This is a genomic window from Flavobacterium daejeonense DSM 17708 (genome assembly GCF_000425425.1).
Taxonomy (GTDB): Bacteria; Bacteroidota; Bacteroidia; order Flavobacteriales; family Flavobacteriaceae; genus Flavobacterium; species Flavobacterium daejeonense.
The window spans coordinates 211,817-227,584 of record NZ_AUDK01000004.1 but is presented as its reverse complement, the minus strand read 5'-3'; the positions used below and the strand labels follow the sequence as shown (position 1 = coordinate 227,584).

6 protein-coding genes are annotated in these 15,768 nt (G+C 35.6%); all 6 read right to left on the bottom strand.

The genetic code is table 11. From position 1 onward, the window contains the following. Positions 1-97 precede the first annotated feature (97 nt). The 6 genes from H599_RS0105535 to H599_RS21400 all read right to left on the bottom strand — a co-directional run bounded on the left by H599_RS0105535 (position 98) and on the right by H599_RS21400 (position 15,628). Complete coding sequence (locus H599_RS0105535) at positions 98-1,297, bottom strand: DUF4861 family protein (protein WP_026713216.1); 1,200 nt, start codon at positions 1,295-1,297, stop codon at positions 98-100. A gap of 11 nt (positions 1,298-1,308) precedes the next feature. Continuing rightward, the gene (locus tag H599_RS0105530; protein WP_026713215.1) at positions 1,309-2,736 is read right to left on the bottom strand and encodes a glycosyl hydrolase family 28 protein; all 1,428 of its coding nucleotides are present in this window, start codon (positions 2,734-2,736) and stop codon (positions 1,309-1,311) included. Positions 2,737-2,754: 18 nt separating this feature from the next. Continuing rightward, the gene (locus tag H599_RS19255; RefSeq protein ID WP_162174249.1) at positions 2,755-5,541 is read right to left on the bottom strand and encodes a heparinase II/III domain-containing protein; all 2,787 of its coding nucleotides are present in this window, start codon (positions 5,539-5,541) and stop codon (positions 2,755-2,757) included. 620 nt (positions 5,542-6,161) lie between these two features. Next, positions 6,162-13,991 carry a LamG-like jellyroll fold domain-containing protein gene (locus tag H599_RS0105520; RefSeq protein WP_081810516.1) on the bottom strand — a complete coding sequence of 2,610 codons (7,830 nt, stop codon included), beginning with the start codon at positions 13,989-13,991 and terminating at the stop codon, positions 6,162-6,164. Between the two features lie 716 nt (positions 13,992-14,707). Then, positions 14,708-15,409 carry a DUF3592 domain-containing protein gene (locus tag H599_RS0105510; protein WP_026713213.1) on the bottom strand — a complete coding sequence of 234 codons (702 nt, stop codon included), beginning with the start codon at positions 15,407-15,409 and terminating at the stop codon, positions 14,708-14,710. 63 nt (positions 15,410-15,472) lie between these two features. Further along, on the bottom strand, positions 15,473-15,628 hold the full coding sequence (locus tag H599_RS21400; protein ID WP_211253740.1) for a hypothetical protein: 156 nt from the start codon (positions 15,626-15,628) through the stop codon (positions 15,473-15,475). Between the last annotated feature and the right edge of the window lie 140 nt (positions 15,629-15,768).

Here is a 15,768-nt window from a genome sequence, read left to right as displayed (position 1 = left end):
TTCTTTTTACGTATTCTTCAAACATTTGACACTCGACTGCGGAAACTAAGGACGGTTTAGTGTCCAAATCAAATTTGATGATTTCAATCAACTAGTATTATTTGACAATCAGTTGTAAAGGATTTGCTATAATTTTCGCCTGTTTATTAAGCATCTCATCCCAATCCATAACATCTCTAATTTGTTTACTTCCCGTCCAGGCAAAACCGGCATAATAGGTTATTTTGTTATCCGGATGAGTCAGTATTAACAAATTACTTTGATCAGTTGCATTTGAATCGTGAACAAAAGCAGTATCAATTAATTGGGGACTTAATACAATCCCTTCTCCAACAAAAGTACTATCCATTGGTTCCCAATGACGAAACCAGCCTTTTTGCCTGTTAATATTTACTTCTCCTTTTTTATCATGAAGCGTAATCCCTACCGTATAATTAGGAATCTTTTTATCGGATTGATAAGTGATTTCAAATTTTGAGAAATTAGAATCCAAATCCAGTGAAATTCTTTTTACTTCATGAAGGCCATAAGTACTCCATGGTGCATAAATCAATTCAAAAACGGTGCGCAAAGGTCCTGTAGCAATAGTTTTGTAACTCACATAGTTTTTAGATACCTGCAAACTGTCATTTCTCCAAATTCCTGTGCCACCAGTACCTCTACTTGCTCCCACATGATAAGGATCATAACCTTCACCATGCTCAATATGATAATATCCAGGGCTTTTTACATTTTTTTGATACCAACTGTCAATAATCGAATAATCTACTTTTTTAAGCCATAAATCGATTCCGCTGAAAAGCGTTCCTCCTTCTTTTCCCTGTTCTACTAATTGCTGTGCTACAGGACCATAAGCTCTAAAAGCTACTTTATTATTTTCCCAGGCATAATCATCGATACGCTCGGGAACAAAACGGGAATAGGTTTTTGCTTTAGGAATTGTAACCGACACTGTATCTAGCATAATTACATATTTAGTTGTCGAATTGGCCGCTACATTCGCCTGAAAAAGCAATTCATCCCCTTTTCCGTCTCCATTATTATCCATCCATTGCGTTACCAAATATTTATCGGTTTCCGGAAGTTTGACACGAATATTTTTTTCATCATTTTTGTCTAAAAGAGAAAGTAATTTATTACGCTGGATGCTAACAACTTCATTTCTGCTAAAATTGAGTTTATTTTGTATTTCAATAGTAATCTCCTCTGCTTGACCCTTTTTTGTACAAGCCGTTAAAGCTATCAGTTGAAAAAAGCTTACTGCAACCAGTACACTTTTAAAATGATTGTATTTCATAATTTTTAATTTTAATTCATTTTAAAAATAATTCCCTCTGCATGTTCCCCCACAAAAATACCGGCCATATCAGCCGTTTTATACCATTTGGGTTTTCCCTGCATTTCATCTGTAATTAAAACTCCGTTTATTTTTAGATTTTCAAAACTGATGTTCTTAATTTTTCTTTGTTCGTTGTAACCGGCTATTATCGAAGTATTGGCATTTTGTCCATTATAATCGATGTTACGAAACACTACATTTTCAATTCCTAAACCAGGTGCCGTACAATACTTGGTATTATAAAACACTCTCAAATTAAGCAATTGTCCTTCTCTGAAATCTTCTACTCTGATATTCTCAAAAAGGACGTTTTTAGCCAGATTATTATCCCCAACATTGATAGCCAAACAGCCCTGATAATCGAGTTGTTTTTCTTTTTGATCTAAAATGTCAATATTTTGATAATTCAAATTTTCCAGCACATCGGGTTTCTCACTATTTCCATGTGTACCAATCAAAATAGGATGACCCACATCTGCCCATAGTGTAGAATTTTGCATAGTAATATTTTTTGCTCCGCCTTTAAACTCTTTACGAGTACCATAAACCGTAGTACAATCGTCTGAAGAGCGAATGAAGACCCCATCAAACAAGACATTATTAGCAGCCATTATATTCATCCCATCACCCCAACCAAAAAAACTGATGGTTTTTACATTTTGAATGGTTACCCTATCCGATTCGCCCGTCAAGCATTGTGAAGCAAAAATATCCTGAACAGTAATATTTTTAGAAAAAGCTATTTTAACACCCAACCTAACTTCCTGATCTACTATACCTCTGCCACAAACCTTCACATTTTGAACATTGTCAATCAATATCTGCCCTTTTAATACGGCACCACCGGCTAAATAAAGAATTTTATTCGATGGTACTTTTAATATTTGATTTGGAATTTCATGAATACCAGGACCAAAATAAAGTACCTTTTTATCTTTAGGATTGGGTTTGTTTTTTTCAATTGGATTAGCAAATAAATGCAGATTATGAAAAATATCATCATTGATTTCTACCGATAGATTCGCCGGATTTGTTAAAGTAAAATAGAGCGTATTCTCATTTATTTGGGTTTTAATTCCTTTAGACAAAGGTCTTACCCTGGCCTTGTTAATCGTTCCTTTACTAGAAGTTACAGCTATTTCTACCGTACCCGAAAAATCAAAAGAAGCCATAGAGGCATTTTGTACCGAATGTCCGGTACCAATTACCTGATCCACTTTTACATTGTATTCAAATAAATCTTTCCACAGTCCGCCCGGTTTTCTAACCTTTACAGAAAAGTCATCATTGTGCATCGTTTTTATAATATCCTCAGTCGTTTCATAAACTACTAATTCCTGAGCAGTCATATTAAAACTCATACTTAATAAAAATGCTATTGTAATTATTTTTTTCACGTTCTTTTATTTTAATCTTTAGTTAATCTCAATTTTTACTATTTGATAAGGCAATGGTGGTATCTCAAAACTTACCGTTTTTTCCTTACTATTGTATGTTCCTTTACATTGAGCACCGGGAACAGTCAAAGTAGCGCTCTTGATTTTTCCTTCTACTGATACTGTCAAGACCGAAGCCGCATCGGCACTGAAATACATTGTTCCGTTTTCATTTTTCAATACAGCCGAACCTATTTTATTCCCCAAATCAAGCGTATAATTACCATTAGAAATGTTTTTCCCATTGCCTAGAAAAAGTGTAAAATCATCCGCTTTTTTACTAATCATTCCATAAGTTCCTGTCACATAAAATTGTTTCTCATTTAATTTTATATCAGCAGTAGTATTCGAAAAAATAAAATCTTCTTTTCCTGATTTATTAGTCACATGAATCCCTACAAACTCATTTTTTCCAAAATAATCTACTGATTGAATATTGGTTTCATTATTCAAAGCAGGTTCATAAACAGCTACAAAAGGTCTGTTCCAGGCTTCTCCATTTTGTTTCACTACCAATGTTGGAATTGGACTTTTGTTAATATCATCCGGTAATAAGCCATGAGTTAAAGCAGTTGATTTTGGCGATAGCACTGAAAAAACTTCTCTGTCTGATTGTCCTTGAAACCAAAGATTCATATTTACTGTTTTGTCTTTTAAAGCCAAGTTAAATTTGCCTTTAAAATCCTGAGACGTTTCCATTGATTTTTTATCCCACATATAATCGTAAGCCATCAAATCGCCATCACCAAAAGCCAATTTTGTAGTCGGTTTTAAATCTAATGGAGTTCCGTTTGTAGCCGTCAATTCTAAATTTTGTCCCAGATTATGAAAGAAATATTCATTTTTTACATTATTTCCTTTATTTTGAGTCGAACGGAAAATATCGATATAATAGCCATCTTCAGTATTATCTTTTACAATTCCCATTACTCTGCGTTGATTACTGTCGGTTTCCGGTTCTAAAAAAGAAACATCCGAAAAAGTAACACCAGGCATGACCCCTTCAGCAATTTCACTTTTTGGATAAGCAGCATTTACACTAAAAGCGTGATTGCTTTTCATCTCTGGATATTTGGATTTTCCATTTACAATCACGGTATTATGCGCTGGAAATTGGGTGTAATATTCGGCATATTCTATCGAAAAATAACTCGATCCGTGTCCCATTTCCGGAGCTAACGGCAAGCCTTTTCCATACAATTCCATTGCAATTCCGTTAGAGTGCATGTGATTTCCCAAGGATCCAATTTGACTTATCATTAATGCAGAATCTCCTTCCCCTTGGCGTTGTACCAGCCAGCTGTTATGAGGCACATAAAATAAGGATGTAGTAAAATCGGTTAATTTTCCTGACTTGATACTGTTTTTAAAGAGTAAAGCTTTACCACCAAAAAGATCCTGAATATTTTTCCCAATAAATTTACCCTCAGTTACACCATCAGCATAAATCGTTTTGTACATTTTGGTAAAATAATTTTCATCCTCAACTTTACCATATTTTTGAGCATTCTCAATCATGTAACGGATGGGCTCATTACGCAATTTATTGTAATGTCCATCTCCAAAAGAAACCATATATTTATTAGGATAAAGATATTGTGCACTTGATTTTACTGCCTGTTTTAATAGGGGCATTTCTTTTAATAAATCAATATCAAAATTGCGGTCATAGAACTCGGCAAACGAAATAAAATCACTCAAAACGTTCATAGAGTAACCCGGACTTTCATTCCAAATTCCTGTTTTTTTATCATAACCATAATCCATCAATTTATTCATAGACCATTGTCTGGTGGAGTTTTGATTCATGATTTGATCCAAATAATATTGGGCTCCTTTAGCATTTTTATAAGCTGAATTATTTTCTAAAACCAAAGCAATATGTGAAATATGAGCTGCTTCCAATAAATTCCAATTGTTAAAACTAACTCCGTTTTTAATTTGTAAGTCGGCCCATTTTTGTAAAGTAGCATCATAAATCGCTAAACTTTCCGGATTTTTATCTCTTATAAAATCGTGTAGAAAATCATAACATTGTGTTATTTCATTTAAAATGTGATCCTGAATAACTTCAAACTGAATGTAGCTTACCAAAGTTTGATGGTGACCATGACTTAAATCAATAGGTTCATTCAAATAGTAAACCCCTTTTAAATAAGTATCCAGAACATGGTAGGCTAAATTTGCATACTCTTCCTTTCCGGTGTACCAATACAAAAATGCTGCATCTCGGGCAATACTTAAAATTTGTCTGTTAATAGCATTCGTAATACCACTTGTAGCAGCTATAGGTCCCCATTCCCAAACATTGGTGGTACTGTTTTGAAGATACAAACCTCGTGGATCATCCATGTAGGGCTTAATATCTTCTAATTTTGGAGTTCTATAACTGGAAGGTGTTCCACGTCCGCCAATAAACTTTACAGTAGGAACCGGTGCTTCTCCATCAGCATGATCATATTTCCCTCCATTAATGTAAACTTGTGTTGATTTGGTTTTCCAATACATCTGCAATCGGGAAACTAACCAGGTTTTATCTGTTTTATAATAATTAATATAGGGTGCAACGTTATTTTGAGTTTTTGCAATAATAGCTGCAGCCCAATCTTCTTTCTGTACCAGTTCTTTTACTTGTTCCAATGACATGTCTTTCCCAAAAACACGCGGATGCTGTGTCCCAATCTCTTGGGGAACAGGCAAGTTTTGAGATTCTACATTACTTATTGAAAATAGTAGAAAAAGAAGAACCAGAATTTTATTTTGCATATTAATCATTATTTATATCAGAAAGTTACAGAAAATTTGATTACTAGTTGCTAGTGACCAAACCAGCAACTATACTACAAGTAATCAAACTAACTACAAACTAACCAAAATTTGTATCGTATTCAATCTATGTCAGAAGCATTTTTAAACTGTTTCAAAAACATAGAATCATTTATTAAATTTTTAAAATTCTAATAAACAGTTGCTGGCTAACCAAACCAGCAACTGTCATAAATATTAGAAACACACTAATTACAAGTTAACCTAAACTTGTTTTTTTTAAATTCATCAGTATAACTATCCTTAGAAAGGATACAAACTTTTATATGAATTTTGATTTTGTCATTCAATAATCAGAGTAAACCGGTATTGTGATTATTTAATTCTCATACCAGCTTTAATCTTTTTCAATATTACTAAGAATCCATTTTTTTAAGGATAAATTATAATTCATTTACTATAAATTATAAGCCATAAACAATCGAAAACCGCTATATTACTGACTTTTACCATTTAACACCTATAATCAATAGTATTTATAAAATATAAAAATTTAATCTATTGTATAAATGAGAAAGCCGACTACAAGAGCCGGCTTTAATTCAATTCGTATTAATTAATTATTGTTTGATAATGTTTTTAATAGTAATGTTATGACCGTTAAAAACATATAACAAATAGTTTCCTGAAGGCAATCCTTCTAAAGAAATAGCTTGTAGTTTATTTGTTAATGCCTGAAAACGTAACTTAACACCTAAAATATTATATACTTCAAGTGTTGCGCCACTGTAAACTTCATTCACTTTTACATTCAAAATAGAAGTCACAGGATTTGGATAAACAACAACATCTTCAGTTGTATCTCCATCAGTAATTAAACTTTTAACAGCTTCTTTATTAGCAACGGCGCATGAACCTAACTTATCTCCGTGATCTAAATGTGATTGAACCGAATTTGAACTTACACAAATTGCCTGGTTATTATGGCAAACCATAACTTTGTCATTGGAATTACCACATTGTACATTTAAAGTTTTAACCTCAATAGAAGCTGATGTTTGACAACCTTTAGCATCAGTTACAATTACAGTATAGGTTCCCGTAGCTGATACATTGATTGCTTGTGTTGTTTGGGCTGTACTCCACACATAAGTGTAGGGCGCTGTTCCTCCTGAAGGAGTTGCAGTAATACTAAGAGAAGTTGGTCCATAACCAATATAAATAGTATTTTTTTCGTCAACTGTCGCACTAAGAGCATACACATCCGGAATCGTTGCGGTTAATTGTACCGGATTCGTGTCATCACAATCATTAGTATTTGCTACACCACAGGCTACTGGGCTACCCGCTCCTAATCCATCATCATCATTGTCAGCATACAGTATTTTAGTATCATCACAATCGCTGTTATTAGTAGCATATCCTTCCGGAGCATCATTTACAGAGAGCAAAACAGCTGTAATCGATCCAAAACCATCTTTATCTGCATCAACATAAAACAGCTTATTCACTGTTAGCGGTTGTGTAACTGAAGTTGCAGCATTGTAGATTTCATCTCCTGACTGCGAAGCTGAGATAATGGTTGTTCCTGCACCAACAATGTGAACTTTACCGTCAACAATTATAGCAACTTCCGGATTAGAACTCGTATAGCTAACCGCTAATCCTGAACTAGCTGTGGCACCAATATTAAAATCAACATCACCTACTATTTTTGCTTCAATTGAAGCAAAAGCAATCGTCTGATTTTTTTTCACTATCGTTAATACTCGTGCTACCGACGATGCTGATGTGTAATCGGTACTTCCTGCCTGCGATGCAGTAATAGTTGATGTTCCAATAGCTAAAATATGCACTTTCCCATCCACAATAGTTGCAACCGAGGTATCTGAACTTGTATAAGTTACAGGAAGACCTGAAGAAGCTGTAGCTGAAGGGTCAAAATCAGCATCTCCCATTTCTTTTTGAGCAAGCGTATTAAACGTAATCGTTTGAGTTGACATCATACTTCCGGCAATTTCTGATGCACTTAAAGCCCTGTTGTGAATTTTGAATTCATCAATGGAACCTTTGAACATAGGATCGTTAAATTGTGCTTTTCCTAAATAATTCAAATTGGTACTACCAATAGTCATTGGTTTTATGGTAACATTTGAATTAGAAGCCACAGCTGCCCCATTAATGTACAAGGTACAAATGTTTCCAGACTGAGTAACAGCAAAATGTGTCCAGGTGTTAAGAGGCAGATTATAGTTAAAGCTGACCTGCTGTTCTGAACTTCCATTTTTAATAGCATAACGCATAACATTAGCACTTCCTGCCTGAATAGTTAAAAACATATATTTGCTGGTTCCAGTACCAAAATCAAATACGCGCATCCAGTTTGCTTTAGCATCCATTCTTACCCATGTTGATATGGTAAAATCATTTAGTGTATTTACAATTCCGGTTGGTAATGTAGCATAAGCATTGGCTGTTCCATCCAGTTTAAGCGATTGGCTGTATTTACCGGTATCTCTAGTGGCTGTGGCTGCCAATGTTCCGTGATTTGCTCCCCAGTTGTCAATAGCACGCGTTCCACTTTGTTCATCAAATTTCAGGTAAGTTATTTGTCCTGCATTAGGAGTTGCCGCAACTTCCTCACTAACAGAGTTTTCTTTAACACCATCAACAGAAGTAACTACATAGTAATAAGTAGTTCCATTACTAACTGTAGTATCGGTAAATTTTGTACCGGCAGTATTTCCGATAACAGTATAAGGGCCACCTGAAGTAGTGGAGCGTTTAATATTATAACTAAAATCCTGGATAGCATCCCATTCAATGGTGTTTTTAGCATCACCAGATGCCACTATAACATTGCTTACTACAATATTCTGTACTATTAAAGAAATCGTCTGCGAACCTGTAACACTGCCATTGCTAGCAGTTAAGGTCACGGTAAAAGTCCCAGTTTCTGTAGGTGTTCCAGAAATTGTTCCTGTAACGTTATCAATGCTTAAACCTGTTGGTAATCCAGTTGCAGTAAAATTATTTAGCGATGTATTACCAGTAAAAGTATAGTTAAATGATTTACCTATCAATGTAGTCAATTGAGTATCATTTATAATAACCACCGTCAAAACTTGTGATTTTGATTGTGCTGGCCAGTAAGTGTCATTTCCTGCTTGTGAAGCAGTAATAGTTGCAGTTCCGGTAGAAAGAACATGAATTTTACCGTTTACAATACTTGCTACTGATTCATTCGAACTTGTATAAGTTACTGGAAGACCTGAACTTACTGTAGCCGGATTAAAATCGTCATCGCTCAATGCTTTTTGAGCAACTGGATTTAGAGTGATCGTTTGGTTTTGATAAGTTCCTGCTATTTCAGATGCACTTAAAGCCCTGCTGTAAATTTTAAACTCATCAATAGCTCCTTTAAACATGGGGTCTGGCCATTGAGATTTGCCAAGATAATTCTGATTCATAGCGCCTATTGTTGAAGGTTTAATCGAAACGCCGGTATTAGTGGAAACCAAGGTTCCGTTAATATACATACTGCAGGTGTTTCCTGATTGAGTAATTGCAAAATGAGTCCAGGTGTTAAGAGGAACAGCATAATTATATGTCATACCCTGTTCTGAACCTCCATTTTTAATTGCAAAACGTACCTGACCTACAGTTCCTGTCTGAACGGATAAAAACATATATTTACTGGTTCCGGTACCAAAGTCAAATACACGCATCCAGTTAGCTAAAGCATCCATTTTTACCCATGATGATATGGTAAAATCATTTAATGTACTAACTATATCGGTTGGAAGGCTAACATAAGAGTTAGTTCCTCCGTCCAGTTTAAGTGCGTTTCCGATTCTACCCTCACTTCGACTTGCTGTAGCAGCCAATGTTCCATGATTTGCTCCCCAGTTGTCAATAGCAAGTGTTCCTGTTTGTTCGTCAAATTTCAGGTAACTGATTTGTCCGATATTAGGTGTTGCCACAACTTCAGTACTGTTAGGGTTTTCCCCAATAGTATCAACAGAAGAAACTACATAATAATAAGTGGTTCCATTAATAATATCCGTATCGGTAAATTTTGTTCCAGTAGCAGTTCCGATGGTAGTATATGGACCACCAGAAGTAGTTGAACGCTTGATGTTATAGCTGAAATTCTGAATAACATTCCATTCTACAACATTTTTAGCATCACCTGATGCAACCATAAGATTGCTTACTACAATATCCTGTACTGTTAAAGCTAAAGTTAGCGTACCAGTCGTAGTTCCATTAGAAGCAGTTAAAACCACTTGAAAAACACCATATTCTGTAGGTGTCCCCGATATTATCCCTGTAGTACTATCGATACTTAAACCTGCAGGAAGTCCCAAGGCATTAAAGCTATTCGGTGATTTGATACCTGTAATAGTATAGCTATAAGGCTTGTTAATGAGAGTTATGTCTGTAGTGGCACTGGTAATGACAACTGGCAACGTACGTTCGTCTAGTAACTGTACATCATTTCCATCACCTCCTTTATACGTAATACGGAAATCATAACCACCTATGTTAAGTAAGGCCATTTCGGGTAAATTCATAAAGGTTCCTGTTATAGCCTCTGTCCCTATATTATCAATAAGCGTATATGCTGCTCCAGATGGTAATGTACTTCCAATACTGGTTATGATTAATTTTGGACTGTTAAGCAAGTTTACACTAGTTACATTGATTTTGTCTCCTATGGCAGTATCCAGATTAATTTCTTCCTTAAAAGTAGCATCAGCTTTCATGGTAAGTGCTCCAATTGTAAGTGTACCTATTCCCAGATATCCTGGTTCAAGGGCAGCACCTGGTCCCGATCCGGTTCCGATAGTGGCTGGAGCTGTACTTTTTCCTGTTCCGGCAAATATTCCTTCTTCTACAATTATTGGGCTGACAAAAACACCCGAAGTTGGATTATTAGCTAAAAGGAATCTTCCTTTTTTTACCGTGGTAGTACCCCCATAAGTATGGTTTCCACCAAAACCCAAGTCTCCGGTTCCTACTTTTTCTACGTTAAGAAAATTTGCAAAAGTACCTGAAAAATAGCAATTGGTATTTAAGGCACCGATACTGATTATTGGTGAACCCCCCACGTTGTTACGCAAATAACCTCTTCCTGAAAGTCCGCCAAAATGCAACGTCCCATTTTGAAACTGAATACTATGACAATCAACACCATTAGCATCTAGTAACCAATGTGCTTTAGCACTTCCCGACTGAGGTACTTCAAAACGAACTCTCTGACTACCACTACGTAATTTTGATATAAATGTACCGGTAAACTCGCTGTTATCTCCAAAAAGATGCAAACCGGCATAGGTATTTCCATCGTGTTCCAATGTACCACTACCAATAAGTCTTCCTCTTAGGTTCAATGCCCAACTGGTTTCATACATATAACTTCTCTTTCCTGCTGTAACTTCAATATCATTATAAATGGTAGCATCTCCAGACTCAGAGTATAATGTACCTCCATTCATGATAATTTTTCCAGTTCCTAACGGCCCTGAAGTTGGTACACTTTGAGTTCCCGTTCCGGTGCCAGATATCCCGATTCCATTTTGTGGAGGCCAACCACCGGTTGTTCCGTTAATGGTTGTATCTCCAGAATAGTTATTAGCTCCTGAAATATACAGGAGTCTGCTTCCTGTTTTAAGCAAACTTCCCGTACCAGTGATAACTCCTGAAAGACTTATCCCCTCTGTATTGGTATTCACGTTCAATTGGGTGTTTAGATTCACAGGCGTAGTTATGATTTGATAACTTGATGAATTATTAACTAAATCACTTTTCAAAGTAAGCTCATTTCCTCCAATGGTATAGGAGTTGGCATCAGAACCAAAAAGTATTCTGGAAACTTCCAAACCTGACATATCATTGGTCAAAGTGCTTTCTGTTGAATTATTAAAAGTGATTATAGCTGGACTTGTAGGGATTACCTCTTCTTCCCAGTTAGAGGCTTGATTCCAGATTGCTGATGGCGGGGTAGGACTCCAAGTAACAGTATTTGAACCAGCAACTCCGAAAGTTTCTGGTGAATTTCCGCTTTCTTGGGTATTACCAACTGAAGAAACTACATAATAGTAAGCATTTCCGTTAGTAAGATTGATGTCTGAGTAAACATTAGACGTAACAGAAGCAATAGTAGTATAGGGTCCGCCCATAGCTGTGCTTCGTTTTACATTGTAGGTTATAGCCCCCAAAGCAGGTTCCCAGCTTAAATCTATTTGTTGGTCTTTGTTTACCACAATAGGTTTAGATGGAACTGCCGGTGGAACTGATGCAAAAACCTCATTAGAAATTGCACTTTCCAATTCTCCTGTCAATGCCGTCACTACATAATAATTGTTTACTTCTGGTTCCGGCATTGTATCCACATAAGATGTACCTGTTATACCTGATTGTACAATGTTGTATGGACCGCCAGCTGAAAGTGAACGTTTTACAGTGTAACTGGTAGCACCTGAAGTAGCTGCCCAGGAAAGACTAATCCGTGTAGAATTAACAATGCTTGCCAATAAGTTCGAAGGTGCAGCAGGTACTTCACTATTAATCACTCTGAGTATTAAAGTGGCTGTTCCTGTTCCATTTGCATTGGTAGCTGCTATAGTAACTTCACTTTGTCCTAACTCAGTTGCTGTACCCGAAATAACTCCGGTAGTGGTGTCAAGACTAAGACCTGCCGGCAACCCGCTGGCACTATAAGAAGATGGATTAGCACTACCAATAATGTTATAACTAAAAGACGAACCAATAGTAGCCGTGGCTGTAGTAGCACTACTAATCTCTGGAGCTCCGACTGGTGCGGTTTGACTATATCCCACATTACTAAAAGTGGCTATATTTTGTGCCGACGAATTATTTGAAACAGTATAAAAACCTGCATACAAATCATTTGGAAAACCAGTAGCAGAATAGGCACAACCAATATTAGTCCAATGAATACCATCCTGTGAATGATACGTAAATATGCGGGTACCCACACGTTCAATTTTCAACCACCAGGGAGCCTTAGGCTGCCAATGCCTGCCAACTCCTCCATTAGCACCAAGGTAAATATCCCAAAAGCGGGAATCAGGTGCCAGAGATTCACGTAACATAACACCACATCCACCAGTTGTTAGCGACATATTTTCAACTTTCACGACTAATCCTGCATCACCACTAACTTTTTTAAAATTGAAACTAAAAGCATTAGAAGTTGAAGTCCCAGCAGATTTGAGTGTCCATATCCCATTATTGAAAGAAGAACTGCCTGTCAATCCAGGATTGCCAATATCTATATTAGTAAGGTTACTTACCGGCTGCACATAATCAGCAGGATAATATACAGGAGGTAAACTAACTGCTGTAGAAGCATCTGAGGATTTTAGATACAAGAAATCACCACCTGCTCCACCCAAAGCTGCTCTCATCCTGTCGGTATCAGGGGTTGGTATTCCCTTACGAACATTATAAGCACTATAAATAAGATTAGTCATATCCCCCACTCTTGCCCCAGGTTGAATCCCCCAATTAGTCCAATATGTAGCATAACCTCCGAAGGGGATAAATTCCATATTTGCACCGTCAAAAGCATATTTATGATACAATTCACCGATTGCCAATACCCGATTGTCTAACTCCGAAAACATATCTACGTTTTGCTTGTAGGCAACTTCTGCTCCCCAGGCCAAAGCTGCAGCCTGCACACGCCAGTGGTCATCACGACCGGTATCTCCAACTTCACCATTTGGCAGCGAGTTACGCATACCACCGCCAGCGTCCATTCTATAAACTTCCACAGCCTGATTAAATCTGGTGACATCATTACAAAATACGGATGCAGCCAAAGCTATTTTCAACTGAATAGCTCCTTTGTTCTGGTCGCGTAACGGATAAGGCACCCAGGAAGCTGGGAACAACACCTCAGAAAAATATTTTTCAACATGATCTGTATTGGCTTGCGTCCAGCCAGGATATGTATAGCGGAGTATTTCGGCAGCTGTAGCCCAGTAATGAGCATAGTCGCCAATATCCAGCATATTCTCATTGCCGCCCCAGCTAGTATTGGTTACTGCCCACGCATCTAGCATATTAGTGGCTTTTTGGGCATAAGCTGTATCACCAGTAAACCACCACATCCATGCCAGATTGTGGATGGCTTGCATATCGCTCTTCCATTGATCATTATTTAAATTTGGAGCGCGGCTCACCGAAGCAAACGGACCCCGCATCCAATAGTCTAGTCTGGATCTTGAATCATTTTTAAAGGCATTGTAAGCCGAAAGCCAGGGTTCCTTGGTAATATTGACCTTCAACTGATCCAGATCAGATTGAGTAAAGGGTATCCCAGGATGTACAAACATTTGTTGTGCTGAAATTTGCTGGGTAAACCCCAGAATCAGCAACAAAATCCCATAGAGAAAAATAGAGTACTTGTTTTTCATTGATTAGTTATTTAGTTAATATTGAATTAGATACTTATTTTTAATCTTAATAAAAGAAAAGAAAGATTAATTAGGGTTGTATCTATTTTTAGGAGTTTTTCTACACTAGAAGACTCTTTTACTCTAAAATTAGTTCTACAAAAAACATCTTAGAATATTTTTTTTAAAGTTTTAATTTACCATACACAACTTAATTTTAATTTACAATTAAACGATTGTTAACAAATAATTTACGTTGTACTTTATTCGTTTATTTATTTGCTAAAATTAATTTGAATGTTTTGTTTTGTATATAAATTATAGTTCATATAGCATAAATTATAGTTCTTTACTAAATATATCTCATTAAAAAAGCAGTTAATTTTTACAATATGTTTTTATTATTAAAAAAACTGCGTTTTTAATAACCTCAAAGCTTTTATTTTATGAGTAATGAATGTATCTAAATTGGAGGTATTGAAGTAATATTTTTTTACTTCATAATGCAAAATCCAAATGAAAGTTGGATTAAAAACAGAACAAAAGTTCCGACCATTACAAAAAAAAAAAGCCAAAATTGTATTTTAAAAAAAACAATTTTGGCAGATCAAATGGTATAAAAAAAGATCATTGATTATATTAAATTTCGTATTCGCATATAACCGTTTTTCGCTATCCGATTTTGTAATTATTTCAAAATAAATGGATTTTTAATTCATTTTTATTCGGTTAGTAAATCATTCCATTTCTGGTAAAAAAGATACATCAACCGAATACTTTTTAGGATCATTCCTGTCAATTAAAACTTTTATTTTATCAGTTTTTATACAGTCGGTTGGATCATAATAAATGTAGTCACTAGTAAAAACGTGCATTTTTGACGTAACTGGATTTTGCCACTGTGATTTTATTTGATAATAATTACGGCTATTTTTAGTAGAGGAATTATTATTCATTACTACACTTTGAAAATTAGTTTCAATTGTTGTTCCACTTTGTTTTAGGTGTTGCAGAAGATCTCTTTTCTTTTTGTCAAAAACATAATTGGACCAACCAAAAATAAATAAACCAACACTCCCTATTCCGGTTACGGTAGCTACTCCCCAAATTTCAAAAAAACTATTTATCTTAGCTTCATTTGAAGCTATTGAATTATATATAACTTCTACTTTTTCACCAACATGATATTGTGGACGACTATTAGCTGAATTAGATACAAACTCAACATTTTGCCCTTTCTCATCAATAAATTTAACTATTGGTCTAAACAAAACAGAATGGTCAGAACTGCGATATTTTTCAAAACCTATAACTGTGCCTTGAGATATAATAGCTGTTTCTAAAAATTTATAATTATTATAAAGTAGAAAAAAAGTGGTCGTAAGCAATCCAACCCCCACGATTATGAATATGTATTTTAAAAAATTGAGCTTTTTCATTTTAGTGACATTTTTAATTCTTATTAAATTGTTGGAACAACAACTTTTATCATTACATTTTCATTAAATTAGATATGCAACATCTGCCCATAAGACAGCATTATGAATGAAATAATTCCTGGCATCTCCATAAAAATCCCAACGATGTCCATAAATAGTAATACAATCATCCGAATTCCTCATAAAAACATTATCGATTTCAACATCCGAACAGGACATTAAATCGATACCATCACTCTAACCTTTACCGCTAAATAATTTGATTCTTCGAATTGTTAACTTATTCCTCTGGCCCCCATATTTTTAAAAAAAACCATTAGATTTCAATCTCTAATGGATTGTTAACATATCAAGACTTA